This is a genomic window from Psychromonas sp. MB-3u-54 (genome assembly GCF_002836415.1).
GTDB lineage: Bacteria > Pseudomonadota > Gammaproteobacteria > Enterobacterales > Psychromonadaceae > Psychromonas.
The window spans coordinates 1-25,659 of the sequence record NZ_PJBP01000098.1 but is presented as its reverse complement, the minus strand read 5'-3'; the positions used below and the strand labels follow the sequence as shown (position 1 = coordinate 25,659).

General features: G+C 39.7%; 20 protein-coding genes. 10 read left to right on the top strand and 10 right to left on the bottom strand.

What is annotated here, in order from left to right; genetic code table 11:
- Window positions 1-415 precede the first annotated feature (415 nt).
- From prmA to gpmM, 4 genes are all read right to left on the bottom strand, one after another.
- Window positions 416-1,306: a 50S ribosomal protein L11 methyltransferase gene (gene prmA, locus CXF72_RS03730; protein WP_101036939.1), complete on the bottom strand. Its 891-nt coding sequence runs from the start codon at window positions 1,304-1,306 to the stop codon at window positions 416-418.
- A 368-nt stretch (window positions 1,307-1,674) separates the two neighbouring features.
- Window positions 1,675-2,097, bottom strand: a complete 423-nt coding sequence (gene panM, locus CXF72_RS03725) for an aspartate 1-decarboxylase autocleavage activator PanM (RefSeq protein WP_101036938.1) — start codon at window positions 2,095-2,097, stop codon at window positions 1,675-1,677.
- 212 nt (window positions 2,098-2,309) lie between these two features.
- Window positions 2,310-3,521, bottom strand: coding sequence for a murein hydrolase activator EnvC family protein (locus CXF72_RS03720; RefSeq protein WP_101036937.1), 1,212 nt, complete (start codon window positions 3,519-3,521; stop codon window positions 2,310-2,312).
- Window positions 3,522-3,614: 93 nt separating this feature from the next.
- A complete protein-coding gene (gpmM, locus tag CXF72_RS03715) occupies window positions 3,615-5,144 on the bottom strand; it encodes a 2,3-bisphosphoglycerate-independent phosphoglycerate mutase (protein ID WP_101036936.1) in 1,530 nt (509 codons plus the stop codon).
- A gap of 363 nt (window positions 5,145-5,507) precedes the next feature.
- Between gpmM and CXF72_RS03710 the strand changes: the two genes are divergently transcribed.
- The 4 genes from CXF72_RS03710 to gpsA all read left to right on the top strand — a co-directional run bounded on the left by CXF72_RS03710 (window position 5,508) and on the right by gpsA (window position 8,102).
- Entirely contained in the window at window positions 5,508-5,936 is a 429-nt protein-coding gene (locus tag CXF72_RS03710) for a rhodanese-like domain-containing protein (protein ID WP_101036935.1), read from the top strand.
- 3 nt (window positions 5,937-5,939) lie between these two features.
- The gene (gene grxC, locus CXF72_RS03705) at window positions 5,940-6,191 is read left to right on the top strand and encodes a glutaredoxin 3 (RefSeq protein ID WP_101036934.1); all 252 of its coding nucleotides are present in this window, start codon (window positions 5,940-5,942) and stop codon (window positions 6,189-6,191) included.
- A 74-nt stretch (window positions 6,192-6,265) separates the two neighbouring features.
- On the top strand, window positions 6,266-6,733 hold the full coding sequence (gene secB, locus CXF72_RS03700; protein WP_101036933.1) for a protein-export chaperone SecB: 468 nt from the start codon (window positions 6,266-6,268) through the stop codon (window positions 6,731-6,733).
- 364 nt (window positions 6,734-7,097) lie between these two features.
- Window positions 7,098-8,102 (top strand): NAD(P)H-dependent glycerol-3-phosphate dehydrogenase, encoded by a 1,005-nt coding sequence (gene gpsA, locus CXF72_RS03695; protein ID WP_101036932.1) that lies wholly within the window; start codon window positions 7,098-7,100, stop codon window positions 8,100-8,102.
- 567 nt (window positions 8,103-8,669) lie between these two features.
- On the opposite strand, the gene CXF72_RS03690 is transcribed toward gpsA, so the two are convergent.
- Entirely contained in the window at window positions 8,670-9,098 is a 429-nt protein-coding gene (locus CXF72_RS03690; RefSeq protein WP_101036931.1) for an Lrp/AsnC family transcriptional regulator, read from the bottom strand.
- Window positions 9,099-9,255: 157 nt separating this feature from the next.
- On the opposite strand from CXF72_RS03690, the gene CXF72_RS03685 reads away from it, so the two are divergent.
- The 3 genes from CXF72_RS03685 (at window position 9,256) to orr (ending at window position 13,216) form a co-directional block, all read left to right on the top strand.
- A complete protein-coding gene (locus CXF72_RS03685; RefSeq protein WP_101036930.1) occupies window positions 9,256-10,302 on the top strand; it encodes an ornithine cyclodeaminase in 1,047 nt (348 codons plus the stop codon).
- Window positions 10,303-10,403: 101 nt separating this feature from the next.
- Window positions 10,404-11,855, top strand: coding sequence for a Na+/H+ antiporter NhaC (gene nhaC / locus CXF72_RS03680; RefSeq protein WP_101036929.1), 1,452 nt, complete (start codon window positions 10,404-10,406; stop codon window positions 11,853-11,855).
- Window positions 11,856-12,079: 224 nt separating this feature from the next.
- Window positions 12,080-13,216, top strand: a complete 1,137-nt coding sequence (gene orr, locus CXF72_RS03675; RefSeq protein WP_198552488.1) for an ornithine racemase Orr — start codon at window positions 12,080-12,082, stop codon at window positions 13,214-13,216.
- A 283-nt stretch (window positions 13,217-13,499) separates the two neighbouring features.
- Here orr and CXF72_RS20190 read toward each other — a convergent pair whose 3' ends face one another.
- Window positions 13,500-13,631 (bottom strand): AsnC family transcriptional regulator, encoded by a 132-nt coding sequence (locus CXF72_RS20190; RefSeq protein ID WP_442966024.1) that lies wholly within the window; start codon window positions 13,629-13,631, stop codon window positions 13,500-13,502.
- Between the two features lie 157 nt (window positions 13,632-13,788).
- Between CXF72_RS20190 and CXF72_RS03670 the strand changes: the two genes are divergently transcribed.
- Window positions 13,789-14,835: an ornithine cyclodeaminase gene (locus CXF72_RS03670; RefSeq protein ID WP_101036927.1), complete on the top strand. Its 1,047-nt coding sequence runs from the start codon at window positions 13,789-13,791 to the stop codon at window positions 14,833-14,835.
- Between the two features lie 731 nt (window positions 14,836-15,566).
- Entirely contained in the window at window positions 15,567-16,496 is a 930-nt protein-coding gene (gene ctlX / locus CXF72_RS03665; RefSeq protein WP_101036926.1) for a citrulline utilization hydrolase CtlX, read from the top strand.
- Between the two features lie 553 nt (window positions 16,497-17,049).
- On the opposite strand, the gene asd is transcribed toward ctlX, so the two are convergent.
- Together asd and nadE are read right to left on the bottom strand one after the other, a co-directional pair.
- Window positions 17,050-18,162, bottom strand: a complete 1,113-nt coding sequence (gene asd / locus CXF72_RS03660) for an aspartate-semialdehyde dehydrogenase (protein ID WP_101036925.1) — start codon at window positions 18,160-18,162, stop codon at window positions 17,050-17,052.
- Window positions 18,163-18,366: 204 nt separating this feature from the next.
- Window positions 18,367-19,197 (bottom strand): ammonia-dependent NAD(+) synthetase, encoded by an 831-nt coding sequence (nadE, locus tag CXF72_RS03655; protein WP_101036924.1) that lies wholly within the window; start codon window positions 19,195-19,197, stop codon window positions 18,367-18,369.
- 510 nt (window positions 19,198-19,707) lie between these two features.
- Between nadE and glmU the strand changes: the two genes are divergently transcribed.
- Complete coding sequence (gene glmU / locus CXF72_RS03650) at window positions 19,708-21,066, top strand: bifunctional UDP-N-acetylglucosamine diphosphorylase/glucosamine-1-phosphate N-acetyltransferase GlmU (protein ID WP_101036923.1); 1,359 nt, start codon at window positions 19,708-19,710, stop codon at window positions 21,064-21,066.
- Between the two features lie 504 nt (window positions 21,067-21,570).
- On the opposite strand, the gene CXF72_RS03640 is transcribed toward glmU, so the two are convergent.
- Both CXF72_RS03640 and nfuA read right to left on the bottom strand, forming a co-directional pair.
- The gene (locus CXF72_RS03640; RefSeq protein ID WP_101036921.1) at window positions 21,571-23,307 is read right to left on the bottom strand and encodes a DEAD/DEAH box helicase; all 1,737 of its coding nucleotides are present in this window, start codon (window positions 23,305-23,307) and stop codon (window positions 21,571-21,573) included.
- A gap of 457 nt (window positions 23,308-23,764) precedes the next feature.
- The gene (gene nfuA / locus CXF72_RS03630; RefSeq protein ID WP_101036919.1) at window positions 23,765-24,346 is read right to left on the bottom strand and encodes a Fe-S biogenesis protein NfuA; all 582 of its coding nucleotides are present in this window, start codon (window positions 24,344-24,346) and stop codon (window positions 23,765-23,767) included.
- Window positions 24,347-25,659: the final 1,313 nt, after the last annotated feature.

Sequence of the window (25,659 nt, the reverse complement as noted above, 5' to 3'; positions counted from 1 at the left end):
GGCGATATTTTTGATAGCAAATAACCTGGTTGATTTGTCTTTATCTCTGTTTTTAGACAAAAAATCGGCCTGTCTTTTATGTGGGGATTGTCATTATTAACTCTGCAGCAGGTTAGCTGGCGATATTTTTGATAGCAAATAACCTGGTTGATTTGTCTTTATCTCTGTTTTTAGACAAAAAAATCGGCCTGTTTTTTATGTGGGGATTGTTATTATTAACTCTGTAAGCTGCTTGACGGCAATATTATTGGTACCAAATAGCCTTTATTTTTGTTTTTTAATAATAACAATCGCCCAATTTTTATTTGGTGATTGTTATTATTAACTCTGCAAGCCGCTTGAAAGGTAATATCATTGCTACCAAATAGCTTTGCTGATTTGTCTTTATTTCTGTTTTTACTACCTTTACAGCAGCTTAGCTGGGAATGTTTTTGATACCAGAAAGTCTTGCCCATTCTTCTTTAATTTTTGCTTTATCCATAGTGAACCACTGTCCGTAAACTTCAATCAATTCATCTGCCTGTTGCTCTAGAATGCCTGATAATGCAAGTGATCCATTGCTTTTTACTAAGGATTGGATACTTGTTGATAGTTCACGAAGCGGGCCTGCAAGAATATTCGCGACGACAACATCGGCGAAAATACCTTCGGGTAAATCCGCTGGTAAATATAATTCAAGTTGATCTGACACATTGTTACGTTGTGCATTGTCGCGGCTAGCCGTAATAGCCTGAGGATCAAGATCAATACCAATCACTCTTTTAGCGCCTAGTTTTAAGGCTGCAATGGCTAAAATTCCGGATCCGCAACCAAAATCGATAACGACTTTATCTTGTAAATCCAGGCTATCTAACCAAGTCAAGCATAAAGCGGTGGTTGGATGTGTACCTGTACCAAATGCAAGTCCGGGATCAAGCATCACATTGATAGCGTTTTCATCGGGTACGGGTTTCCAGCTTGGGCAAATCCATAAACGTTTACCAAATTGCATCGGGTGGAATTTATCCATCCATTCACGTTCCCAGTCTTTGTCCTCCAGCGCTTCAATTTTGTGGGAAAAATCACTGCTTAAAAGCGGACTGTTACGTAATTGCTCAACTATGGGTAACATATCCGTTTCTGCTTCATAAAGACCGGTAATATCGGTATCGCCCCAAAGGCGAGTTTCACCCGGTGCAGGCTCAAAAATAGGGACATCCTGTGCATCGGTAAAGGTGACCGATAATGCACCATTTTCCATTAACAGTTCACCTATGCTTTCTGCATTTTTTGCAGTTGCATTTAACTTTAATTGTATCCAAGGCATGATTTTTTCCTTTTTTAAGATGGTTATAACGATAAGCGTTAACCCTGCGCAGCAGGCAAAATTGACGGTTTAATTACTGTTTTAGTCTATTCAAGCAGCTGATGATGTAGATTTAAGCAAGAATTTCAAATAGGAAGGTATGTCCCTTGTCGCGGATTATAAGGCGCTACCGGTTTTTCTCTCAGCTTTTCCGGCAGGGTAAAAAGGGAGTTTAGTTTTATTCACTGTATCAAAAGTTATCCAGTTACTTTTAGCTTGTTTATTTCTGCATATAGATAGATAAGGGCGCAAGAATACAGGGTAAAAACTTAATAATATAGCTGTACTTAAAGAATCACTGAAATTCTTTAAGTACTCTAATGGCTGGCTTATAGATTCTTACTGAACAGGGCATTCGCCAATGAATAACCGCATGCCTGCATAAACACAGTCACTCCCTTTTTTTCTTGTTCAGAAAATTCATTCAAACGCATTTTTACAACTGCAATATTTTTATTTTTGAGGCGTTTTTCAACTTCTTTAAGCAGATTCTTTGCTATACCCCGGCGGCGAGTTAGATCGCGCACGCATAATAAACTTAAGGTCGCTTCCTGACCTGTTGTATGGGCCCTAAGCGCTCCAAGGTGACGAGCATTAAACAAGGTTACAAATAATTGCGATTGTTGATCCTCAATTAATGCCTGCAGGGACGCCGTTGTGAGTTGTTCCGGGCTAAAGTAATTCTGATAGAGTTTTGATAGATCAATGAATAATTGTGTTGAATATTCTGGTGAAAATACAGACAAGCGCATAATAAAGACTCTTTTGATTGTGTTTTGACAGCATGCTCAGATATTCTTTATTATGGCCTAATTCAATTGCTAGTGTCATTTTTTAGGGCGGATTTTATCTAAAAAATTCACTATTTAACATTTCCGCTACAGCATACTTTTCTGATTTGCAGCTGCTTCCATTTTATAACCAAACACTCTTTTTGCACTGTTATCTGTGGGGACTGTTATCGTTAGTTATATTTCTTTTTAAGCCAGTGCCGGGGATCTTCCGCTGTGCCTTTGTGGCTCAGTTCAAAATACAGACTGTTATTATCCTGTCCACCACTGTGTCCCGCCAGAGCGATCGCATTACCCTGTAGAACAATATCGCCGGTTTTCTGTAATAGGGTTTGGTTGTAACCATATAGGCTGATGTAACCATCGCTGTGATCTAATGCGATGACCATGCCGTAACCTTTGAAATAGCCGGCAAATAAAACACGTCCGCTAGCGACAGCCCGTACTTTTTCACCCTCATTAGCCTCTATGGTGATCCCCTTCCACGTTACCTGGCCGCTACGCCGACTGCCAAACTCGGATAAAACCTCACCTTGAATTGGCCAATTTAATTTCCCTAATTGTTTAGCAATACTGGAATAGGTTCTCTGTTCTGATTTAGCTTGTCTTTTTTTAAGCGTTTTTGCTTTTTTTGCTGCTAATTCACGTTCTTGTCGCGCTTCACTTTGTTTTTTGAGTTTTTCTTTTAAATTTTTTGCTTGATCACCAAGTTGTGCAAGCAGTGCATTTTGATAATTTAAATCTTGATTTAACTCTCTTAACGCTTTGCCCCGCTCCGCGCTTTGTTCGACTAAGGTTTTCTCACTTGCTTTCTGTTTTTCATATAATTCTGTTAACGCCAGCAAAGAATCGGCTTGCGCAGATTTGTTTTTTACTAATCGTTGTTGTGTTTCATATAGTGCGTTAATGCTTTCCAGACGTGCTTTATTAAGGTATTGGTAATAACTTTTTGCACGGATTATTTTGCTAATATCTTCTTGATTTAAAATTAGTTTTATTAAATCACTTTGCCCTGTCATATAAGAGCTGATTAATTGCTGTTCAAGTAGTTTTTGTTGTTTTATTTTGTCTTCTTCAAGACTTGCTGTTTGTTTGATTAATTGTTTAAGGTGGCTGCTTTTAAGTTGGATTGTTTCTTCGGTCTGCTGTACTTTAAGCGTTGTAACTGCGGTCTTTTTTTCAGCATTGGCAACCAGCTTTTCCAATAACTTCTGTTGCTTAGTTTGCTGGTTTTGAGCGCCTCTAGCGGTTTTTATTTGCTGCTCAATCGTTGCAAGCTTATCAGCCGCAAAGCTGTTTTGGACTGAAAGGGTAAAGCATAAAAGAAAGCAGTTAACTAATACTGCTGAAATGCTCTTTTTTTTGCTAAGGTTGGTGTTGGTCATCAATTTCCTACACTTATTTGAAATACGTCAGTATTTAGTGTTGAGTAAAATAACTAAATACTGAGCTGTTGATAGCATTATGTTGCTATCAGCCTATTTTAATGTGATAAGTGGAGTACCCGTCATTTCTGCTGGGATTTCCATGTCTATTAAGTTCAGCATAGTAGGTGCAATGTCACATAAACGTCCGCCCGATGCCATCTTTGCATTCCGACCAACGTAAATAAAGGGCACGGGTAAATTGGTATGTGCAGTATGAATACCCCCTGTTACCGGGTCAATCATCTGCTCTGCATTGCCGTGATCGGCAGTAATTAAACACTCACCACCAACTTCTTTTAATGCATCAACAACTTTACCAACACAACTATCAACCGCTTCGCAAGCTTTAACTGCAGCATCATAGACACCCGTATGGCCAACCATATCACCATTTGGATAGTTACAAATTATCACATCATACTTTGTGCTTTTGATTGCGCCGACTAATTTTTCGGTCAGCTCGGCAGAGCTCATCTCGGGTTGCATATCATAGGTTGCAACCGCGGGTGATTTAATCAAAGTACGATCTTCGCCTTTAAATTCAGACTCAACGCCGCCGTTGAAGAAGAAAGTAACATGTGCATATTTCTCTGTTTCTGAAATACGCAACTGTGTTTTACCATGATCTGCTAACCATTCACCAAGCGTGTTAGTTAATCGCTCGCTTGAAAAAGCGGCGGGTGCAGTAATATCAGCTGCAAACTCGGTCAGTGTGACGAAGTGAATATGAGGCACGATTGCACGTTCGAAACCAGAGAAGTTCGAATCCGTAAATGTATAGGTTAATTCGCGTGCACGGTCTGCACGGAAGTTCATAAATAAAACCGCATCACCATCTTCAATGGCAGCTGGTTCACCAATAACGGTGGCTTTAACGAATTCATCATTTTCATCGCGTGCATAGGCATTTTCTAAACCGGCCAGTGCGCTTTCTGCAGTGTACTCAGCTTTTGCCTGGGTTAATAAGTTATACGCTTGCTCAACACGATCCCAACGGTTATCTCTGTCCATTGCGAAATAACGGCCTACTAATGTCGCTGTACGGCCAACCCCAAGCTGTGCATATTTTTCTTCATAGAGTGCCAGAGTGCCTGCTGCACTTCTTGGTGGTGTATCGCGTCCATCCAGAAAAGCATGGACTAAAATATTCTTGGCGCCACGCTTTGCAGCCAATTCAACGGCAGCAACAATATGCTGATCGTGGCTATGTACGCCACCGGGAGAGGCCAGCCCCATAATATGTACCGCTTTACCGGCAGCAACCGCTTTATCAACCGCATCGACAAAGTTTTTATTGTCAAAAAAATCACCATCGGCAATAGACTTGGTCACTTTGGTTAAGTTTTGATAAACAGTGCGGCCCGCGCCAATGTTGGTATGACCTACTTCTGAGTTACCCATTTGACCGTCTGGTAAACCCACATCCATTCCAGATGCAGAGAGAAGATCGTTGGCGTAATCTTTACAAAGGTTATCAAGTACCGGCGTCTTTGCATTCGCAACAGCATTGTCCGGCATATCGGGGCGGTATCCCCAACCATCCATAATTAATAAAACAAGTGGTTTTTTAGCAATAGTCATGTGGAGCCTCTTTGAGATTAATGTTGAAAATATGTCTATACCCAAATGACTTGAGATTGGAGCTTCAAGTCATTTCGGTAACAATACCAAAATAACCAGGAAATGAGGGTGACTCTTTTTCCAGGTTACTTTGGTATTGTCACTTATTATACTCATGCATAATAATGGGCTTAATGACCGAAGGCATGATTTTACAACATTGCTGCTCATTGTCACTGAAAAAGCTTTTGATCGTCTATATCGAAAGGGGAAATAACTAAATTTATTCATTTTATAAGTCAATGAACAATACTTTGGCTGATTTTATTAATTTCACAAGGTATAATCGCGGCCAATTACCCTTACAAAAGATGATCATAACTTATGCAACAATATCTAGATTTTTTCTTCAATCAGCCAGTTTTATCAATTGCATGGATTGCAATTGCAGTGATGCTGGTACAAAGCCTTGTTAAGCATAAAATTTCGGGTGTAAAAAGCATTACCGCGCAGGATGCGATCATGATGATAAATAAGCAAAATGCTATTATTGTTGATGTCCGCTCCGTTGAAGAGTACAAAAAAGGCCATATTGTAAACGCAAAAAACATACCTGTGTCACAAATTGACAAAGGAAGTTTTGCAGAGATTGAAAAGTATAAAGAGGCCCCCATCATATTAGTCTGTGCTTCTGGTGATCGCTCATCGGGTGCCGCAGGTAAATTGACAAAAGCTGGTTTTACACAAGTAACCAACTTACTTTCAGGCATGAATGGCTGGTCTGGCGCTAACTTACCCACAACGAAGAAGTAAATTATGGCAACAATCGTTATTTATACAACATCTTGGTGTCCGTTCTGTACGCGCGCTAAAAAATTGTTGGACCATAAAAACGTCACTTACACCGACGTTGATGTTTCGTCCCCGGATGCGCGCGCCAAAATGGTAGCGCTAACGGGCGGAAGGACGGTTCCTCAACTTGTCATTAATGATAAGCCCGAGGGCGGATGTGATGAACTTTATGCGCTAGAGCGTAGTGGTAAACTAGATAAATTATTAAGCCGATAATAACGCCGGCAAGTATTAAACTGCGAGCAATTAAGACTCAAATAATTAAAATAAATTAAATTTAAGGGATTATAATGGCAGAACAACAAGCTCAACCAGAGCAAGTAGAATTCAATATCCAACGTGTCTATGTAAAAGATATTTCTTTTGAATGTCCAGGGTCGCCAAACATTTTTAAAAAAGAGTGGTCTCCTGAGGTCTCAATGGACATTGATACAAAAAGCCAGAAATTAGAAGATAATGTCTTTGAAGTGGTTTTGACATTAACAACTACTGCCAAGGTTGGCGAAGAGCTGGCATTCTTATGTGAAGTTCAACAAGCTGGTATTTTCTCCGTTGGAAATTTAGAAGGCGAGCAAATGGCGCATTGTTTGAATGCATTCTGTCCTAATATTTTATTTCCTTATGCACGTGAAACAGTGTCGAGCCTTGTTACCCGTGGTACTTTCCCGCAGTTAAATCTCGCACCGGTAAATTTTGATGCATTATTTCAACAGGCTGTATTAAGAAAAAAATCAGAAGAAGCTAAATTAAATTCTTAATCAATTCCTGAGCAGTTAAACCTACTTTAGGTGTTGATAACGGCTTAACTTTAAGTGAAGTCGGTATTACGTAAACCAGCAGAGCAAGCTAGATTAGATGCTTAATCAATCACCGAATAGTTAAATAGACTGTCGGTGGTTATAATGGCTTAACTTTAAGTGAAGTAGGTGTTTTACGTAAACCAGTAGAACAAGCTAAATTAGATTCTTAATCAATCACTGCACAGTTAAACATAGGTTCAGTGATTATTACGGCTTAACTTTCAGTGACGTTGTGTATTACGTAAACAAGCTAAATTAGATTCTTAATAAATCACTGAACAGTTAAACATAGGTTCAGTGATTATAACGAGTAGGTATTTAAATGGCAGATAATATAGCCATTACAGTCTTAGGGGCGGGATCATATGGCTCCGCCCTTGCTGTATCTTTGGCAAGAAACGGTCACCCCACCTTGCTTTGGGGACATCAAGAAGATCATATCAAACGGTTACAATCTGATCGCGAAAACAAAAAGTTTTTGCCAAATATTAAATTTCCGGAACTATTAACACCGGAAGTTAATTTGGAGGTTTGTTTAGCTGCCACTCGCAATATTCTGTTGGTAGTCCCAAGCCATGTTTTTGCTCTTGTTTTACAACAAATAAAACCATTTCTTACCCCGCAGCACCGAATTGCCTGGGCGACAAAAGGGTTAGAAGCCAAAACAGGGCGTTTATTGCAGGAAGTGGCTACGGACATCTTAGGGGAGCATTACCCTTTAGCGGTCATTTCCGGTCCGACTTTTGCGATGGAAGTTGCGAAAGGATTACCGACCGCAGTGGCTGTCGCTGGATCTGAAAGCGAGTTTACTCAGGATATCGCCGCTCTCTTTCACAATAATCGTAATTTCAGAACCTATATTTCAAATGATTTTACTGCTGTACAACTAGGTGGTGCAGTGAAAAATGTGATTGCAATAGGGGCTGGCCTCGCCGATGGTTTAGGTTTTGGCGCAAATGCCCGTACTGCATTGATTACGCGCGGCTTGGCTGAATTAACGCGTTTAGGCGTGGCGTTAGGCGCTAAACAACCCTCCTTTATGGGCATGGCAGGTCTCGGGGATCTGGTCTTAACTTGTACCGATAATCAATCTCGTAATCGTCGTTTTGGACTTGCTTTGGGGAAGGGCAAAGGGATCAATGAAGCGCAAATTGAAATAGGTCAAGTGGTAGAAGGTTATCGAAATACCGAAGAGGTGTATAACTTGTCGCATCGAGTTGGCATTGAAATGCCCATTTGTGAACAAATTTATTATGTCTTATATCAGGGTAAAGGCGTCAAACAGGCAGCGTTCGATTTGTTATCCCGTAGCCCAAAGGATGAGTAAGCTGCACTTGCTTCTTTTGGAAAATACTCTTTTATGGTAAATCAGGTCACCCTATATAAACAGTTAGTTTATATAGGGTGAAAAATATCACAATATCATTTAGGTGAAAATGCCTTTGTGGCAGATCGTATTTTACTCTGATCTCAGACTTCTCTGACGTGTCAGAGAAGTTCAAATGAATGCTTGTTCGAGCCTATCTCAATTATCAAAGTACCGCGTCCAAAGTTTAGAATCATTATTGAAAACACTTTATTTGTATATGCTCATAGCGGGGAAACAAAGTTAGGTTTTAGATAGCATATGCTGGATCATCAGTTCACCTTCATAAATAAAAAAACTGAGATGCTCAAAGGAGCATTACGGTGCGTTTTACTCCCGTCTAATTTAATCCGCTTGCAAATGGCGCTCAGCTTAAAAAAACGTTATGCCATATCAACTTAGTTTTAATCGAGGATCTGCGTATATTGTTAAGGAATTATTATTACTGCATTTTTATGTGTGGGGCAGTATTATGCACTCAGGCTTTTTGTCAATTGCGCTCTTTGGTGTAACCAAGCGGTTAATTTTTTAAAATATCAAGCCCAGTAAGAGATTGGCTTCAGTCTGTACAATCCCTTCAACTGAACGTATTTCCCCCAGCAGCTCTCCCAGTACCGATAAGTTTTCTGCCTGTACTTCTGCGATAAGATCCCAGTGGCCATTGGTATGGTAAACGGAGAGTATTTCCGGGAACGTTTGCAGCTCTTTCAGTACTCGGACTTCATCTTTGGCCTCCACTAAAATACTCATCATCACTTTAACAATATCTTCTTCAGCTTCCTGTTTCAGCTTAACCGTATAACCAAGCACAATCCCTTCTCGTTCGAGCTTATTGATCCGGTTCTGCACCGTTGCCCGGGATACTTTCAGTTCCTTCGCCAGGTTAACCACAGGTGTACGTGCATCTTTTCTTAAAAGCGCTAGAAGTTGTCTGTCGGTATTATCCAAATTTTTCATTAGAGCGTTCCTGCTATTATGTTTGTTACATAATGTCACATTTACCTTTCATAATGCTTTTTTTAAGTGAAAACTGAGACATTTTTATGTCTTTTTGTTGGCTCTCTTGCTTGCTAGAATCTTTACATCAAGTAATTTTTTATTTTGGAGTAAAGGCATGACGTTATTTTTAGATGTTAATGAATTAAGTTCACTGGTTCGTACTCATGGTACTGAAGCATTTATGGCAGGTCTTCTGGAATATATAGAAGATGATTTTTGTCAGTGGGAAAAATTCGACAAGTCAGCTCGAACAGCCGCTCATAGTGATGTTGGCGTGATAGAGCTTATGCCGGTTGCCGATGATATCAATTACGGTTTTAAATATGTAAACGGTCACCCGTCCAATCCACAACTAGGCATGTCAACGGTAATGGCGTTTGGTGCACTTTCCAATGTGGATACCGGCTTTCCGCGCTTGCTGAGTGAGCTTACAATCTCCACCGCAATGCGCACTGCCGTCACTTCCGTTATGGCAGCAAAGGCACTGGCTAATCCTGATTCATCAATCATGGGCATAATTGGTTGTGGTGCTCAGAGCGAATTTCAGGCTATCGCTTTCCATAGTATTATTGGTATTAAAGAACTGCGCATTTTTGATATTGATGCACAGGCGATGGATAAGGTGGCTGAACATTTAAAAGCGTACCCAAACCTTAAGGTTATTAAAGCTGCATCTGCAAAAGAGTGCGTTAAAGGTGCTGATATTGTAACAACAGTAACAGCAGATAAGGCCTGCGCAACCATTCTGACTCCGGATATGATTGAACCTGGAATGCACATCAACGGCGTGGGTGGGGATTGTCCTGGAAAAACAGAGCTCCATATTGACGTGCTTCGCGCAGGCAAAATTTTCATCGAGCATGAGCCTCAGACAAGAGTAGAAGGCGAAATCCAGCAGCTTCCAGCTGATTATCCGGTTAACCCGTTGTGGAAAGTGATAGCAGGCACAGAAAAAGGCCGTGACAGTAAAGCGCAGATCACTATCTTTGATGCAGTTGGTTTTGCGCTGGAGGATCTGTCTGTTCTTCGTTATATCTACGATCTGGCGATAGCACTTAAGATGGGTGAGAAAATTGATCTGGTTCCGCAGATGGAAAATCCTAAAGATTTGTTCGGTCGAATGCAAGATCGTACTCAGGAAGTACTTAAAAAAGCAGTGTAGCCTGCAATAGCCTATTGCTATTGCTATTGCATCGCCGCATTCAAGTGACAGGGTAATATTTTTCCTGTTAAAAGCAGTCTACAAGTAAGGAAGTACATAAAATGAAAAGAAATCAACAAGAGATTGAAACACCATTTTTATTGGCACTTATTCCATTGGTTATCATGATGGCTACAATGGCTATTACCATTATTGTATTCAAAGGAAGTCCGCACTTACCCTTAGCCGTAGGTGCTATAGCTGCTGCACTTATTGCCTGGCGTATTGGCTATAAATGGGAAACAATTGAAGCAGGGCTTTATAAAGGAATTAAGTTGGCTCTTCCTGCGATTGTCATCATCATTGTTGTTGGTATGATTATTGGTTCTTGGATTGGAGGTGGCATTATTGCCTCAATGATCTACTACGGCTTACAGATTATTACACCCTCACTTTTTTTGGCGACAATCTGCATCATCTGTGGAATCGTTGCCCTTTCAATCGGCAGCTCCTGGTCAACTATGGGGACAATAGGTGTAGCTGGGATGGGAATTGGTTTGAGTATGGGAATTCCTGCTGGAATGGTAGCAGGAGCGGTGATATCAGGATCTTATTTTGGAGATAAGATGTCACCATTGTCGGATACTACGAATTTGGCATCTGGTATCACGGGCACGAATTTATTTGTACATATCAAGCACATGATGTTTACAACAATTCCGGGATTGGTCATTGCTTTAGCCGTCTATTTTTTCCTTGGTCGCCAATTTGCTGGAACGGCAATCGATGAAGGGAATATCCAAAGCATTTTAATTTCATTAAACAGCAACTTCGTTATTTCTCCATGGCTGCTATTAGTTCCAGCAGCCATTATCACCTTGGTTGCATTAAAAGTGCCAGCTTTGCCAGCATTAGTGACTGGCGTATTCCTTGGTTTTATCTCCCAGATTTTTGTGCAGGGAGGAAATGTTGGAGATGCGGTCAATACGATTCAAGATGGCTTTGTCATTGTATCCGGCAATGAAATGGTCGATGAGTTGTTTAATCGAGGCGGCATCGGTTCAATGATGTACACCGTATCCTTGACTATTGTCGCGATGATTTTTGGCGGAATAATGGAACAGACGGGCATGTTGAAGGCCATCGTCAAACAGATTCTAAAAGTGACAAAATCTGCAGGCAGCTTGATCACCGCCACGATTGCTTCTGCTTTTTTCACAAACGCGACGGCTTCAGAGCAATATATCTCCATCCTGCTGCCAGGAAGAATGTATGCGACAGCTTATCAGGACAAAGGACTGCATTCAAAGAACCTCTCACGTGCTCTTGAGGATGGAGGAACCTTGACTTCTCCCTTTATTCCGTGGAATACATGTGGTGTTTTCATCCTGGCAACTTTAGCAGTTCATCCATTTGCATATGCGCCTTATGCGGTACTCAACTACACTGTGCCGATTATTGGAATCATCATGGCGCTGATTGGTTATAAGATTGAATTTTTGACAGAAGATGAAATCCACGAGGTGAAACAGCAAAAAATAAATCGTGAAAATGAATTGATAGCTAGCGTTTAAATTTTCGGGATGCAATGAATACAAATAACAAGTAAGCCCGCCCTTTGGACTCCCAAAAGGGCGGGCTTACTTTCTTAAAAGGTGAAGTGATAATGCAGCCTAAAAAAGGTGCTGTAGTACTTCAGGATGAAAATTATATTATGACCTGCTCCTAAGAGTTTAGTAGAAAGAATAAAGAAATTTCCAAAGCACGGCTAATTAAAAGTGTGAGCATAACAGTGGCTATGGAAATTAATGAAGAGAGTAACTTAGTTTATAAAAAGGAGAGTGGCCATATGAAAAAGACTTATCCTTGTGTGGAAGTAGACTTAGCAAAATTAACACACAACGTAAAAACAATATTAGCCATGTGTAATGAAAAGCACATAGATGTTTCTATGGTAACTAAAGTGTTTTGTGCACAAAGGCCAATTGTAGAAGCAATACTTCAAGCTGGCATTAAGTCGGTTGCAGACTCTAGAGTTTTAAATTTAAAAGAAATATATGATTTAGATTGTACAAAGATAATGCTGAGAATTCCAATGGGAAGTGAAGTACATAATGTTGTTCAGTATAGTGATTTAAGCTTCAATTCTGAACTTGCTACAATTACTAAACTAGGACTTGCTGCAAAGGATTTAAATAAAACTCACAATATTGTACTAATGGTAGATTTAGGGGATTTAAGAGAAGGTGTACTCATTCCGGACGTAATTAAAACCGTAGAAAAAATAATAGAAATAGATAATGTTAATTTAATTGGACTGGGCACAAATCTTAGTTGCTATGGTGGAGTCATTCCAGACAAAGCAAACTTAGGAAAACTTATTGAGTTAAAATTAGACGTAGAAAAAACCTTTGGACTTACTTTATCTGTCATTTCAGGAGGAAACTCTAGCAGTCTTTATATGGTTATGAATAATACTATGCCAAAGGAAATTAATCAGCTTAGAATTGGTGAGTCTATTGTTCTTGGTAGAGAATCTGCTTACGGACGGCCGGTACCTAATTGCTATGAAGATGCTTTTATATTAAAGGGTGAAATAATTGAAATAAAGAGTAAACCAACATTACCAAGGGGGATTATAGGAATGGATGCTTTTGGTAATAAACCTAATTTTAAAGATAAAGGCATAAGAAAAAGAGCTATTATTGCAGTAGGAAGGCAAGATATAAGATTAGAAGGGTTAATCCCAATAGACAAGAATATAAGTACTTTTGGTGCAAGTAGTGATCATCTAATTATAGATGCAACTGATTGTGAAAAAGAGCTAATAGTGGGAGATATAGTCGATTTTAAAATAGATTATGGTTGCCTTTTAGCAGCGATGACCTCCCCTTATGTTGAAAAGTATTACCATCATTTAAAAAATCCATGCTGATTTAAGATGATGATTTCTATATTAGACAGCTGTCTCTCCATCTCCCGCTACTAGGTTTCAAACCTCTAAAATACAGTGCTTAAAAGTTAAATAAAAAGCAGGGCAGGCAACCCTTTTTGACTGATTACGAATTTTCACTTGCTATAAAACCCGTGTTTTTATATTCATCGGTGAAGGTAAGCATGACGTAAACGCGCTCTTCGTTAATTTCGTCTTGGGAAGAAGGGGTAACCAACGAGTTTATTGTTTTAAAATACTTAACCAAGAACAATTCTTTCTCATTCTAGTTTTCTGATCCAGTTCTGCTCCATTGTCCGGGAACGATCAGTTCCTTTGCCAGATTAACCACAGGTGTGCGTGCATTTTTTCTCAAAAGCGGCAGAAGTTGTCTGTCGGTATTATCCAAATTTCTCATCATATTCTTCCCATTATCATCAACATGACATAATGTAACATTTGCCTTTCATTATGCTTTATTTGGTTGGTAATTTGTACATTTTTATGTCTTTTTGTTGGCTCTCTTGCTTGCTAGAATCTTTACATCAAGTAATTTTTTATTTTGGAGTAAAGGCATGACGTTATTTTTAGATGTTAATGAATTAAGTTCACTGGTTCGTACTCATGGTACTGAAGCATTTATGGCAGGTCTTCTGGAATATATAGAAGATGATTTTTGTCAGTGGGAAAAATTCGACAAGTCAGCTCGAACAGCCGCTCATAGTGATGTTGGCGTGATAGAGCTTATGCCGGTTGCCGATGATATCAATTACGGTTTTAAATATGTAAACGGTCACCCGTCCAATCCACAACTAGGCATGTCAACGGTAATGGCGTTTGGTGCACTTTCCAATGTGGATACCGGCTTTCCGCGCTTGCTGAGTGAGCTTACAATCTCCACCGCAATGCGCACTGCCGTCACTTCCGTTATGGCAGCAAAGGCACTGGCTAATCCTGATTCATCAATCATGGGCATAATTGGTTGTGGTGCTCAGAGCGAATTTCAGGCTATCGCTTTCCATAGTATTATTGGTATTAAAGAACTGCGCATTTTTGATATTGATGCACAGGCGATGGATAAGGTGGCTGAACATTTAAAAGCGTACCCAAACCTTAAGGTTATTAAAGCTGCATCTGCAAAAGAGTGCGTTAAAGGTGCTGATATTGTAACAACAGTAACAGCAGATAAGGCCTGCGCAACCATTCTGACTCCGGATATGATTGAACCTGGAATGCACATCAACGGCGTGGGTGGGGATTGTCCTGGAAAAACAGAGCTCCATATTGACGTGCTTCGCGCAGGCAAAATTTTCATCGAGCATGAGCCTCAGACAAGAGTAGAAGGCGAAATCCAGCAGCTTCCAGCTGATTATCCGGTTAACCCGTTGTGGAAAGTCATTGCAGGCACAGAAAAAGGCCGTGACAGTAAAGCGCAGATCACCATCTTTGATGCGGTTGGTTTTGCGCTGGAGGATCTGTCTGTTCTTCGTTACATCTACGATCTGGCGATAGAACTTCAGATGGGTGAGCGGATTAATCTGGTTCCGCAGATGGAAAACCCTAAAGATTTGTTCGGCCTAATGCAAGATAGCACTAAGGAAACACTTAAAAAAGCAGTGTAGCCTGCTGCTCTTGCGTTGCTAGATTGAAGAGACAGGATGATATTTTCTTCCTGTTTTTTCTCCTTATTATATTATAAGTCATGCATATATTAAGTGTTTTTTTCGTCGCCATGAGTGGTGGGCTTAACGCACTTTGGTTGGGAAAAACCACTATGGCTGTACTTCTTTCTTTACCCTTTTTATTCAAGTGACAATAAACCACGGTTCAGGCTGCTGATCTATGCTCTTGTCTAACTTTTCACTCTTCCCGATGCGCATCATGCTTATGGCTCTGTTAACAGAGGAACGGGTGATGTTTTCGCTTATAAAATTCTATCCCTTTTTCAGGCTGCAGCATCATGCTACTCGATAGTGTCTTCGGCAGACGCACTTAGCTCAATTTAAGGTTAAATCTTTATCGATTGCCTTAACTGCATATTACTTATGCAGCCGAACGGGTAAACTGTTGGCAAATTTAATATGATTTTCACACTGGCTATATGAAGCTTGTATAGATGGAAAATTGGATGAAATAGATGACAGGAGTCTGGATATCCTGAAAATGAAGTCTGCTGTTTACAGCATCTAGTCAGTTATTAGTGGATGCTATTCCTAAAATATATTTGCTTCACCAACGTATCCAGACTGCAGCGATTTTTATCCAATATATTTTAAACCACGTTTTTATTCCCCCTTTATTATAAGGGGACTCTAATTTGTATTTATAGATGAAATTTTTATTGAGGTAATCTATGTCCTTAGTTCAATCCCCTAATGCCGTCGCAATGGTATGCCCTTGGAATTTTTACTCGAATCCCGAAACCTCGAGAGATAATGCCTTTCAAAATATTTCCAACAATAATAATAAAGATCTCAGCGCGTTGGCTAAACAAGAGTTCGATACTATGGTAGAGATGCTCGAAAGCCATGGTGTGAGAGTGCATGTTTTTCATGACTATGGCGATAATGAAACACCGGACAGTGTCTTTCCTAATAATTGGCTTTCTACCCATTCAGGCGGTAATGTTGCCATTCACTCTATGTACTCACCCAGCAGAAGGCGTGAGCGTCGCAGTGACGTGATCGAGCTGTTGAAACGCGAATACCGGGTGCAGTCTGTTGTCGATTTTTCTGGTTTGGAGTGGGACAACCTTTTTTTAGAAGGCACCGGCGCGATGGTTTTCGATCATATTGAGAGAGTCGCATATACGGCGAAATCAAACCGTGCCAATGATATTAATCTTGAGCGCTTCTGTACTATGTTTGGTTATGAGCCAATGGCTTTTGAAACTGCAGATAAAGCAGGTCAACCTATCTATCACACTAATGTCATGATGGCGATAGGAACAGATTATGCGTTGATCTGTCTGGATATGATTGTTGATGTGGAAAGACGTGAGGAAATCAAAATCCGTCTGATTGAAAGCGGCAGGGAAGTTATTGAGTTAAGCTATGATCAAATCGACAACTTTGCCGGTAATGCTCTGGAGTTAACCGATAACACTGGGCATTCATTATTGGCAATTTCGCAGCGAGCATATGATGTGCTGAAGGATGAGCAGATTCAAACTATTGAAAAACACGCCAAAATTGTTCCAATTACTATTCCTACCATAGAGCTGGCTGGTGGCTCTGTGCGCTGCATGCTGGCAGGTATTCATCTGAAAAGACGTAACAGTTAATATTTTTATTGACCATCACAGTTATCGCTAAGTTATTTAAAGATACTGAAATAAGCAAGTTGAGAGGTGACCAGATTCAAGGCTTCATAATACTGAAGATGGTTACCTCTCACTTTCCCTGCGTATACCCGTTCTGCGTTATAACCATTGAAAAGGTGCTAGTCAGTATCTTCATGTCATATCTTTCAACGATCAATTTTGTTTAATCTAAAAGTGTGCCGGGCAAGGCATTAGCCGAAAGCATAGATAATTGGATTCCTCGACACTTAAAGAGTCCATAAAATGAATAATATGAGAGACAGATAATGATTCCTGAAACAGCTAATAGGACGTAAGGCAGGGACATAAAAGGGCGTTCGTGGCGGAGGGTAATATATATAAAGGCCTCGATTAAGAAGCCTTTATAATACTAATCGGAATAAATATTTAATTAATATTATTGCTTAAAGTAGAGCATAATATTATTTTCATTCGCAATAGCCTTACTATCATGCACTTTTATTACATAATGTCAGACTATTTATGAATGAAAATTGCTATCATTGGCTTAGTGTTATGACGCTTGTAAAATGTTCAGCATACGACGAAGTGGTTCGGCAGCGCCCCATAATAATTGGTCACCAACCGTAAACGCAGTAACGTATTCCGGTCCCATTGCTAATTTTCTAATTCGGCCGACAGGAATAGTTAAAGTACCGGTGACTTTAGCAGGAGAAAGTTCTTCTATAGTGATATCACGTTCATTTGGAATCACTTTAACCCACTCATTATGTGCGCCTAAAATGCGTTCAATTTCCGCAACTGAAATATCTTTTTTAAGTTTCATGGTGATTGCCTGGCTGTGACAGCGCATTGCACCAATACGGACACATAAACCATCAATCGGCACCTGCTTGTCACTTGTACCTAAAATTTTATTTGCTTCAACCTGGGCTTTCCACTCTTCTTTACTTTGACCCGATGGCATAGGAACATCAATCCAGGGAATTAAACTGCCTGCTAAGGGGGCACCAAACTGCTCTGTTGGCAGGGCATCACTGCGAATATGTTCAGCTACCTGCTGATCTATTTCCAAAATCGCAGAAGCGGGATCGGCCAATTTATCGGCAACAGATGCGCTGATAGAGCCCATCTGACTAATAAGTTCGCGCATATTCCGTGCGCCGGCACCCGAAGCTGCCTGGTAGGTATGCGGAGTTACCCATTCGATTAATTCTTCTTCGAATAAACCGCCTAATGCCATTAATAATAATGAAACGGTACAGTTACCACCAACGAAGGTTTTTACGCCATCTTTAATGCCTTGCTGTATAACATCTTTGTTGACAGGATCTAATGCGATAATACTGTCATCCTGCATACGTAATGAAGACGCTGCATCAATCCAGTAACCCTTCCAGCCCGCAGCGCGCAGTTTTGGGTAGACTTCGTTAGTATAATCACCACCTTGGCAGGTGACCACGATATCCATCTTAGCCAGTTCGTCAATGGCGAATGCATCTTTTAATGTATCACTTGGTTTACCAATCTCTGGTGCTAAAAGACCAACTTGCGAGGTGGTAAAAAATACAGGTTCAATTGTTGCAAAATCATTTTCATCGCGCATTCTTTGCATAAGCACAGAACCCACCATACCGCGCCAACCAACTAAGCCTACTTTTTTCATGATCTATTAATCCTTTCTGTTAAACAAATAAAAAATGTTGTGGTTAATGATTAACCTGAGCCTTAAATCTACCATTTTCTGCTTTGCTATGGCTAGTGTTTTGCATAATCTGGCTTAATAAAAAGATAAAGTTAATGTTCAACCTGAGGATTTATACCCAAACTACTTAAATCTGCATTTTTAAGTAGTTTGGGATTAATTTGATCAATCATAAATAGTGGGAACAGCTTGGCGCTTGTGTTGGGTGCGCAGGTAAATTGCGATTAACTTATCCTCAATTTCCTGGGTAACAGCTTTACCCTCTAAGAAATCATCAATTTGATCATAAGTAATCCCTAAAGCATGTTCATCCTGCAGCTGAGGTTTATCTTCTTCCAGGTCAGCAGTTGGTGCTTTTTCAATTAATATTGCAGGTGCGCCGAGCTGTTTAGCTAATGCGCGAATCTGACGTTTATTTAAACCGAATAAGGGTGCTAAATCACAAGCCCCATCGCCATGTTTAGTATAAAAACCGGTAATGTTTTCTGCACTGTGATCCGTTCCGACAACTAACCCACCGGTTAATCCTGCAATTTCATATTGTGCGATCATCCGCATCCGCGCTTTAACATTACCTTTAATAAAGTCAATATTGGTATCGGCAGAAAGAGTGACGCTACTGTCATGGAGTGCCACTAAGGTGCTTTCATGTATGCCATCGGCGCCATTTTTTATATTAACCGTAGTGACATGTGAAGGTCGTATAAATTGTAAGGCTAATTGTGCCTCATCTTCATCTTTCTGAATCGCATAGGGAAGTCGAACGGCAATAAATTGATATTTGTCCGTATCTGTCGATTGATTTAATTGTTCAACGGCGAGTTGACATAAACGACCGGCGGTACTTGAATCAACACCGCCACTGATACCCAAAACCAGAGTATGGCAGCCAGCTTGCTGTAATTTTTCTTTGATGAAATTGATCCGACGTTTAATTTCCATTTCTTCATTGATAGTGACTAAAACACGCATCTCTTGCAATATTTGTTGTTTCATAAAATAGCCTATATTTTAGGGAAAAGTTAAAAACGGGTAATCTCTGTTTTCGATTATGATGAAAAACAGTTGATTTTTATAGTGCTAACGCTTATTTCATCAAACTATCTGAATAGTTATACCCAAATTACTTGAAGATGCAGGAATCAGCAAGACTATAAATGATGATGTTCTAGGCAGAAGGCTGATGATCTAGTTATTCTCAATCAAAGCCTTTTAACAACGAAGAGCATTGTTTATCGCCTTGCCCTTCGGGAGATTCGCCCGAAAGCTAGCACTGCGTTGCAACACTTGAAAAGGGAATAACCCTTCTCATCATGTTACGCCTTGTTCTAGCATCCGGGCGAAACTCTGAATCCGCATCTTCAAATAGTTTGGGTATATACTAAATTTTCACGCTTAATTCATTGATAAAATACGTGTATGTCATTTTATTATTCGTTAAAGGTAAAAACTTCGTTAGAATGGTATCTTTAATTTTTTGATTTTTTAATTATTGAGGTTTTCTCTATGTCTTTAAGCGTTGTTATCCTTGCCGCCGGCAAAGGAACTCGTATGCGTTCTGATCTTCCCAAAGTGCTCCATAAAATTGCAGATAAACCTATGGTTCAACATGTGATTGATACGGTTAAAAGTATCGGTTCTGACAGTATTCATTTGATTTATGGCCATGGTGGGCAGAAGCTGCAGGAAAAAATATCCGATGGCAGTCTCAATTGGATCAAACAAGACGAACAATTAGGCACCGGCCATGCAATGCAAATTGCACTGCCTCATTTTAAAAATGATGAAAAAATTCTCATGGTTTATGGTGATGTGCCATTGCTTTCCGAAAAAACATTAACAGATTTAATTGCGGCACAACCGTCTGGTGGTATTGGATTATTAACCGTTGAACTCGATAATCCAATGGGTTACGGGCGTATAGAACGTATTAATGGTGAGGTTGCTGGTATCGTTGAGCAAAAAGATGCAACACCAGCGCAACTAAGCATTAAAGAGGTTAATACCGGCATTCTTGTGGCTGATGCCAATGATTTAAGTCGTTGGCTGCCCGCGTTAAGTAATGAAAATGCCGCCGGCGAATATTATATTACCGATATTATTAAAATGGCGCATTTAGAGGGACGCACTATCTCTGCTGTCCAGCCAGAAAGTGCAACTGAAGTTGAAGGTGTTAATACGCGCCTGCAGCTTGCCAATCTAGAACGTGCTTACCAGCTCAACAAAGCGACTGAACTGCTGCTCAGCGGTGTGATGCTGCGCGATCCAAACCGCTTTGATTTACGCGGAACATTAACTTGTGGTGTAGATGTTGAAATTGATATCAATGTTATTATCCAGGGTAATGTTAATTTGGGTAACGGTGTTGTGATTGGCGCAAACTGTATTCTTATTGATTGTGATATTGCTGATAATGCGGTGATCCAGGCCAACTCAATTATCGAAGCCAGTAGTATTGGCGCCCGTGCAACTATCGGTCCATTTGCCCGTATTCGTCCTCAAAGCGTGCTTAAAGAAGAGGTGCATGTCGGTAACTTTGTTGAGATTAAAAAATCAACCCTGGGTAATGGCACTAAGTGTGGCCATTTAAGTTATATAGGGGATAGCACACTAGGTGAAAGGGTTAATATCGGGGCAGGTACTATCACCTGTAATTATGATGGCGCGAACAAATTCCATACTTATATTGGCGATGATGTATTTATCGGATCCGACTGTCAGTTGATCGCACCTGTTACCGTCAATAACGGGGCAACAACGGGTGCCGGTTCAACCATAATGATCGATGTACCGGAGAATGCATTAGCCGTTGGTCGTGCTAAACAGCGTAATATTAATAACTGGAAGCGGCCAACTAAAAAATAAAGGCTGTTTATCTGCCGTGACTATCACATATTGAGTTTTTTTCTTTTAACAAGATAGAAGCCGGGTAAGTTAGATGTCGCGGATAAGACAGTGACAAGGAAAAAGTCCTTAATTCAGACAACGCTTTTACAGCTGTAAAGGCGTTGTCTAGATCTTATACCACAAGAACTAAAAAGGTGATCACCCTTGCTGGTTAAAATCATCCCTAACTGCGTTGTGAGTTTTGAAGTGAGAACAACTATCTCCTGCAACTCACGCCTTATTAGTACTGATTTTTCCTTCGCAATCATGATCACTTAATTAATTCTTTTGGTATTATATTATTTACCCAAATTCTTTTTCGTCCTGCCCCGCTTATATATCTGCTATCCAAAGATAACCTTTTATTAATAATCTTCCGTTAACTATTTATGCGCTGCAAAGTTGATCTTATATTTTGGGCATAAAAAAAGGGTGCTAAAAGCACCCTTGATTTCAAACTAAAACGCTATTTAGAAGCGTTTTTTAGTTCTTTTTGATATTCAACTGACGTTTACAAACATAAACATTTTCAAGGTGTTTAAGTGTTTCAGCAGGCATACCTTTTGGTAATTCAATAGTTGAATGATCATCAGAGAGTTTGATATCACCAATAAAACGGCTATTGATATCAGCTTCATTAGCAATGGCACCCACAATGTTTTTAACTTGAACACCATGTGAACGACCTACATCGATACGATATACTTCTAATTCAACATCTGTCGGGCGTCCGCGTCCACGAGGTTTATCACCTCCTTGTTCACTACGCTCAGGACGTCCACGGTCACTACGTTCAGTACGTCCACGATCGTTACGGTCGCGGCGTCCACGTTCCTCGCGAGGTTCACGAGTATTTGGGCGTGGCTCGACAAATTTTTCTTCAACTGGCTGTAAAGGTTTTTCTTTCTGTGCAAGATAAAGAAGCGCCGCAGAAAGATCTAAATGATCAATATCCGTATTGTTTTCGATTTCTTCGAATAAAGTACGGTAGAAAGTAAGATCTTCACTTTCAACAACAGATAAAAGTTGTTTTTGAAAATTAGCAATACGGGTTTTAGTGACTTCATCACGGCTAGGTAAGTCCATGATAGTAATTTCTTGACGGGTTGCACGTTCAATCGCTTTTAATAAACGACGTTCACGTGGTGCTGCGAATAAGATTGCTTTACCTTTACGACCCGCACGGCCTGTTCGTCCAATACGGTGAACATAAGATTCTGTATCCGTCGGAATATCATAGTTGACTACTAAACTTAAGCGTTCTACGTCAAGACCACGTGCAGCAACGTCAGTTGCGACTAAAATATCTAAGCCACCTGATTTCAAACGAGCAATAGTACGTTCACGCACTTGTTGATTCATATCACCATTTAATGCTGCGCTTCGGTAACCGCGGGCTTCTAAGCGCTCGGCTAATTCAACTGTTGCTGTTTTAGTACGCGCAAAGATGATTACACCATCATATTCTTCAGTCTCAAGCATACGTGTTAGGGCATCAAGTTTATTAACGCCACGCACTATCCAACATTTCTGTTCAATATTTTCAACAGTTGATGTTTTACTTTGGATTTTAACTTCAGTTGGACTGTTCATATAACGTTTTGTAATACGTTTAATCTGATCAGGCATAGTTGCAGAGAAAAGTGCGGTTTGGCGCTTATCCGGCATTTCTTTCATGATTGTTTCAACGTCGTCAATGAAACCCATACGTAACATTTCATCGGCTTCATCAAGTATTAATGTTTTAATATTTGATAAGTCTAATGTTTTGCGTTTTAGGTGATCCATTATACGACCGGGTGTACCAACAACAACTTGAGGTCCACGTTTTAACTGCTTAAATTGGATGTCGTAACTTTGACCGCCATAAATAGGAAGTACATGGAAACCGCGTAAATGGCGCGCATAGGTTTGGAATGCTTCGGCAACCTGAATTGCTAACTCACGTGTTGGCGCAAGGGCTAATACTTGTGGTTGGTTTAGATTAATATCGATGTTGGCCAGTAAAGGTAAAGCGAATGCTGCCGTTTTGCCTGTTCCTGTTTGTGCAAGACCTAGAACATCTTTTCCTTCTAACAACAGAGGAATACATTGTGCTTGAATTGGAGAGGGGGTTTCATAACCTAATTCAGAAACAACTTTTGTTAGTGCTTCTGGTAAATTTAGTTCAGTAAAATTTGGTAAGGTAACTTCTTGATTGGTATTTGTTGACTCTGACATATTGGCCTCATCAGTTCGGTTTAAGTCTGTATTTAAGCAATAACTTAAGTACACTAAATTCAGCCTATACCTACATCAACTCAATCATTTCAGTTCAATTACTGAAACCATCTATTAATTTTTTGTATTATCAACCGCGTAGTAGGTTTAATCTGAAAGTTTCGCAAGGAGAAAATGAATCCTTCTGCGAGGGTGGCGCATTCTACTCTGTTTGCTCATAAAATGCTCGTGTTATTTGACGCTACACGCAAAATAAACAAAATAATTCCAGATGAGCCTATTTCTATAAAAATAATTCTTGCCAAATTATTATATCTGCTGTTCTTAAGTCGCTTGAAAATAATACAATTACTTTGCTATTGGTCGGATGAACAGGAGGAAGTGAATACATTCTGAGGATTATTTCGTACTTGTAAATAAGGGCTAAGTTTGTTTTTAGCCCTTGTTAATAAATTTTTTATTTATAAAAAGAGTGATCACCACTTTCATGCTCTGTGATATCTCGCACAGCATTTAGCTCGCCAGAAAATTCATCTATCAGCTCTTTTTCAACACCTTGTTTAAGGGTCAAATCAACTTGAGAGCAACCGTTACAACCACCACCAAATTCAATAATAGCAACATTATCCGCTGTTATTTCTATTAATTTGATAAAACCACCGTGGCTTGCTAGTTGTGGGTTTATTTGAACCTGGATAACATACTCAACACGTTCAAGTAGTGGCGCATTATCTTTTACCTTACGCATTTTTGCATTGGGCGCCTTAAGCGTCAGCTGAGTTCCCGCATCTTCTTCCACCAAATCTACAAAGGCATCTTCTAAAAAGGGTACACTAACCTCATCAATCAACGCATCAAATCCATCAAAAGTTAACCGTGTGTCACTGCCTTCAACGGCTTCTGGCGGGCAATAAGAAACACCGCATTCAGCTTTGGCTGTGCCGGGATTAATAACAAACACGCGAATGTGTGTGCCTTCTTTTTGTGGTTCAAGTAATTTTTTAAAATGTGCTTGTGCAATTGGAGTGATTTCAATCATGGTTGGACCTTTATTCTTGAGTAAATTACTCAAGCATTATAGATAAGAAGAAAAAAAAATAATAGTGATTATTTTACTTGCTGACGGATAAGCGCTCATTGGTATCGGAATAGATGAAGCAAAACAATGCGTCAACTAAAGCAATTCTTTGTTTTGATTGCATAAAATACGCTGAGCTGATTGTAAATAACTTTATCTGGCCAGCACGTGGCGAATGTTAGGGTGTCATGAATTAAATCAATAGCAAAGATTAAAAAATAGTCTTATGTCTGGCTGGCGTTCATTTTCACTTGTATAAAAAATGTGAAATTAGCAGATGTGTGATGATTTTTGAACGGCTAATGATGCTCTGCTGATACAGTAAATATCAATTCGTTGTGCCCCTGCTTCTAACCTTCCGTGGCACAAACTATTTACGGTCGAGCCTGTGGTGACAAGATCATCAATAATTACAATATCAGTGTCTATTATCTCTTACTGCATCGATCGGCGGAGAGAAAAATCCCCCTTTAAACTTCTCTTTCTGTTATATGTTCTTGAAGGGTATCTGCTTATTTTTGAGTTCATTTTATCGATATTAGTGAATGCGGCGGCAGTGAAGGATTCGCTGAATATTATCTGAATACAATAGTCGAGCGCTTTATGGGTACTGGATCATCGCATTGACTCTGGTGCGGGTGGTTTTAATCGTGAGCCATGGCCGTTATTTATACTCCGATAAAATCGCCAAATTAATTCAACTTTGTATTTCACCTCAATTTTTGGAGATCAATTTTGGCTGAATGTTGAGATTATTATGTTTGCAAACATTAAATTTTGACGGCTGAAAATACAAATAAAAACACTGGAAAGCTGCACAATTTAGCCGCTTAATAGATTAATATTTAAGACAAAGAATGACGCTTCGACGGAAGATAATTCTGGACTTAAATTTCTAAATTTTGCTGAGGGAAAGCACTGAAATACATTTATAAATGTTAATTTTAGGTCCTTAAAAAAGACTCTTTAAAAAATATAAAAATAACAGATCCACCCTTTACAGTGCTTGGGGGAAATTTCATGCGTAAATAACGCATAAAAAACAATAAAAAATCGGGAAAAAACTTTCTCTACACGGATGGCAGACAATGTATTGAATTATTTTTGTGTTATTTTTTCGTTATTTTTATGTTAACTTCATGTTAGTTTTATGTTAATTCTGCGCTTTCTGTGAGGTACATCTTAGAATTAAAAATGAGAAAAAAACGACGTATCTTCTGCTAGTGATTTCTTCTATTGTATTAATCGTACTCAATAAATCAACTAGTTAGATG

Excerpts from the sequence above, each read along its gene's own strand:
- nadE (WP_101036924.1), bottom strand. The coding sequence starts at position 19,197 with ATGAAACAACAAATATTGCAAGAGATGCGTGTTTTAGTCACTATCAAT.
- prmA (WP_101036939.1), bottom strand. The coding sequence starts at position 1,306 with ATGCCTTGGATACAATTAAAGTTAAATGCAACTGCAAAAAATGCAGAA.
- CXF72_RS03710 (WP_101036935.1), top strand. The coding sequence starts at position 5,508 with ATGCAACAATATCTAGATTTTTTCTTCAATCAGCCAGTTTTATCAATT.
- nhaC (WP_101036929.1), top strand. The coding sequence starts at position 10,404 with ATGAAAAGAAATCAACAAGAGATTGAAACACCATTTTTATTGGCACTT.
- CXF72_RS03720 (WP_101036937.1), bottom strand. The coding sequence starts at position 3,521 with ATGACCAACACCAACCTTAGCAAAAAAAAGAGCATTTCAGCAGTATTA.
- orr (WP_198552488.1), top strand. The coding sequence starts at position 12,080 with ATGGAAATTAATGAAGAGAGTAACTTAGTTTATAAAAAGGAGAGTGGC.
- secB (WP_101036933.1), top strand. The coding sequence starts at position 6,266 with ATGGCAGAACAACAAGCTCAACCAGAGCAAGTAGAATTCAATATCCAA.
- ctlX (WP_101036926.1), top strand. The coding sequence starts at position 15,567 with ATGTCCTTAGTTCAATCCCCTAATGCCGTCGCAATGGTATGCCCTTGG.
- gpmM (WP_101036936.1), bottom strand. The coding sequence starts at position 5,144 with ATGACTATTGCTAAAAAACCACTTGTTTTATTAATTATGGATGGTTGG.
- CXF72_RS20190 (WP_442966024.1), bottom strand. The coding sequence starts at position 13,631 with ATGAGAAATTTGGATAATACCGACAGACAACTTCTGCCGCTTTTGAGA.
- gpsA (WP_101036932.1), top strand. The coding sequence starts at position 7,098 with ATGGCAGATAATATAGCCATTACAGTCTTAGGGGCGGGATCATATGGC.
- nfuA (WP_101036919.1), bottom strand. The coding sequence starts at position 24,346 with ATGATTGAAATCACTCCAATTGCACAAGCACATTTTAAAAAATTACTT.
- CXF72_RS03670 (WP_101036927.1), top strand. The coding sequence starts at position 13,789 with ATGACGTTATTTTTAGATGTTAATGAATTAAGTTCACTGGTTCGTACT.
- asd (WP_101036925.1), bottom strand. The coding sequence starts at position 18,162 with ATGAAAAAAGTAGGCTTAGTTGGTTGGCGCGGTATGGTGGGTTCTGTG.
- CXF72_RS03690 (WP_101036931.1), bottom strand. The coding sequence starts at position 9,098 with ATGAAAAATTTGGATAATACCGACAGACAACTTCTAGCGCTTTTAAGA.
- panM (WP_101036938.1), bottom strand. The coding sequence starts at position 2,097 with ATGCGCTTGTCTGTATTTTCACCAGAATATTCAACACAATTATTCATT.
- CXF72_RS03640 (WP_101036921.1), bottom strand. The coding sequence starts at position 23,307 with ATGTCAGAGTCAACAAATACCAATCAAGAAGTTACCTTACCAAATTTT.
- glmU (WP_101036923.1), top strand. The coding sequence starts at position 19,708 with ATGTCTTTAAGCGTTGTTATCCTTGCCGCCGGCAAAGGAACTCGTATG.
- CXF72_RS03685 (WP_101036930.1), top strand. The coding sequence starts at position 9,256 with ATGACGTTATTTTTAGATGTTAATGAATTAAGTTCACTGGTTCGTACT.
- grxC (WP_101036934.1), top strand. The coding sequence starts at position 5,940 with ATGGCAACAATCGTTATTTATACAACATCTTGGTGTCCGTTCTGTACG.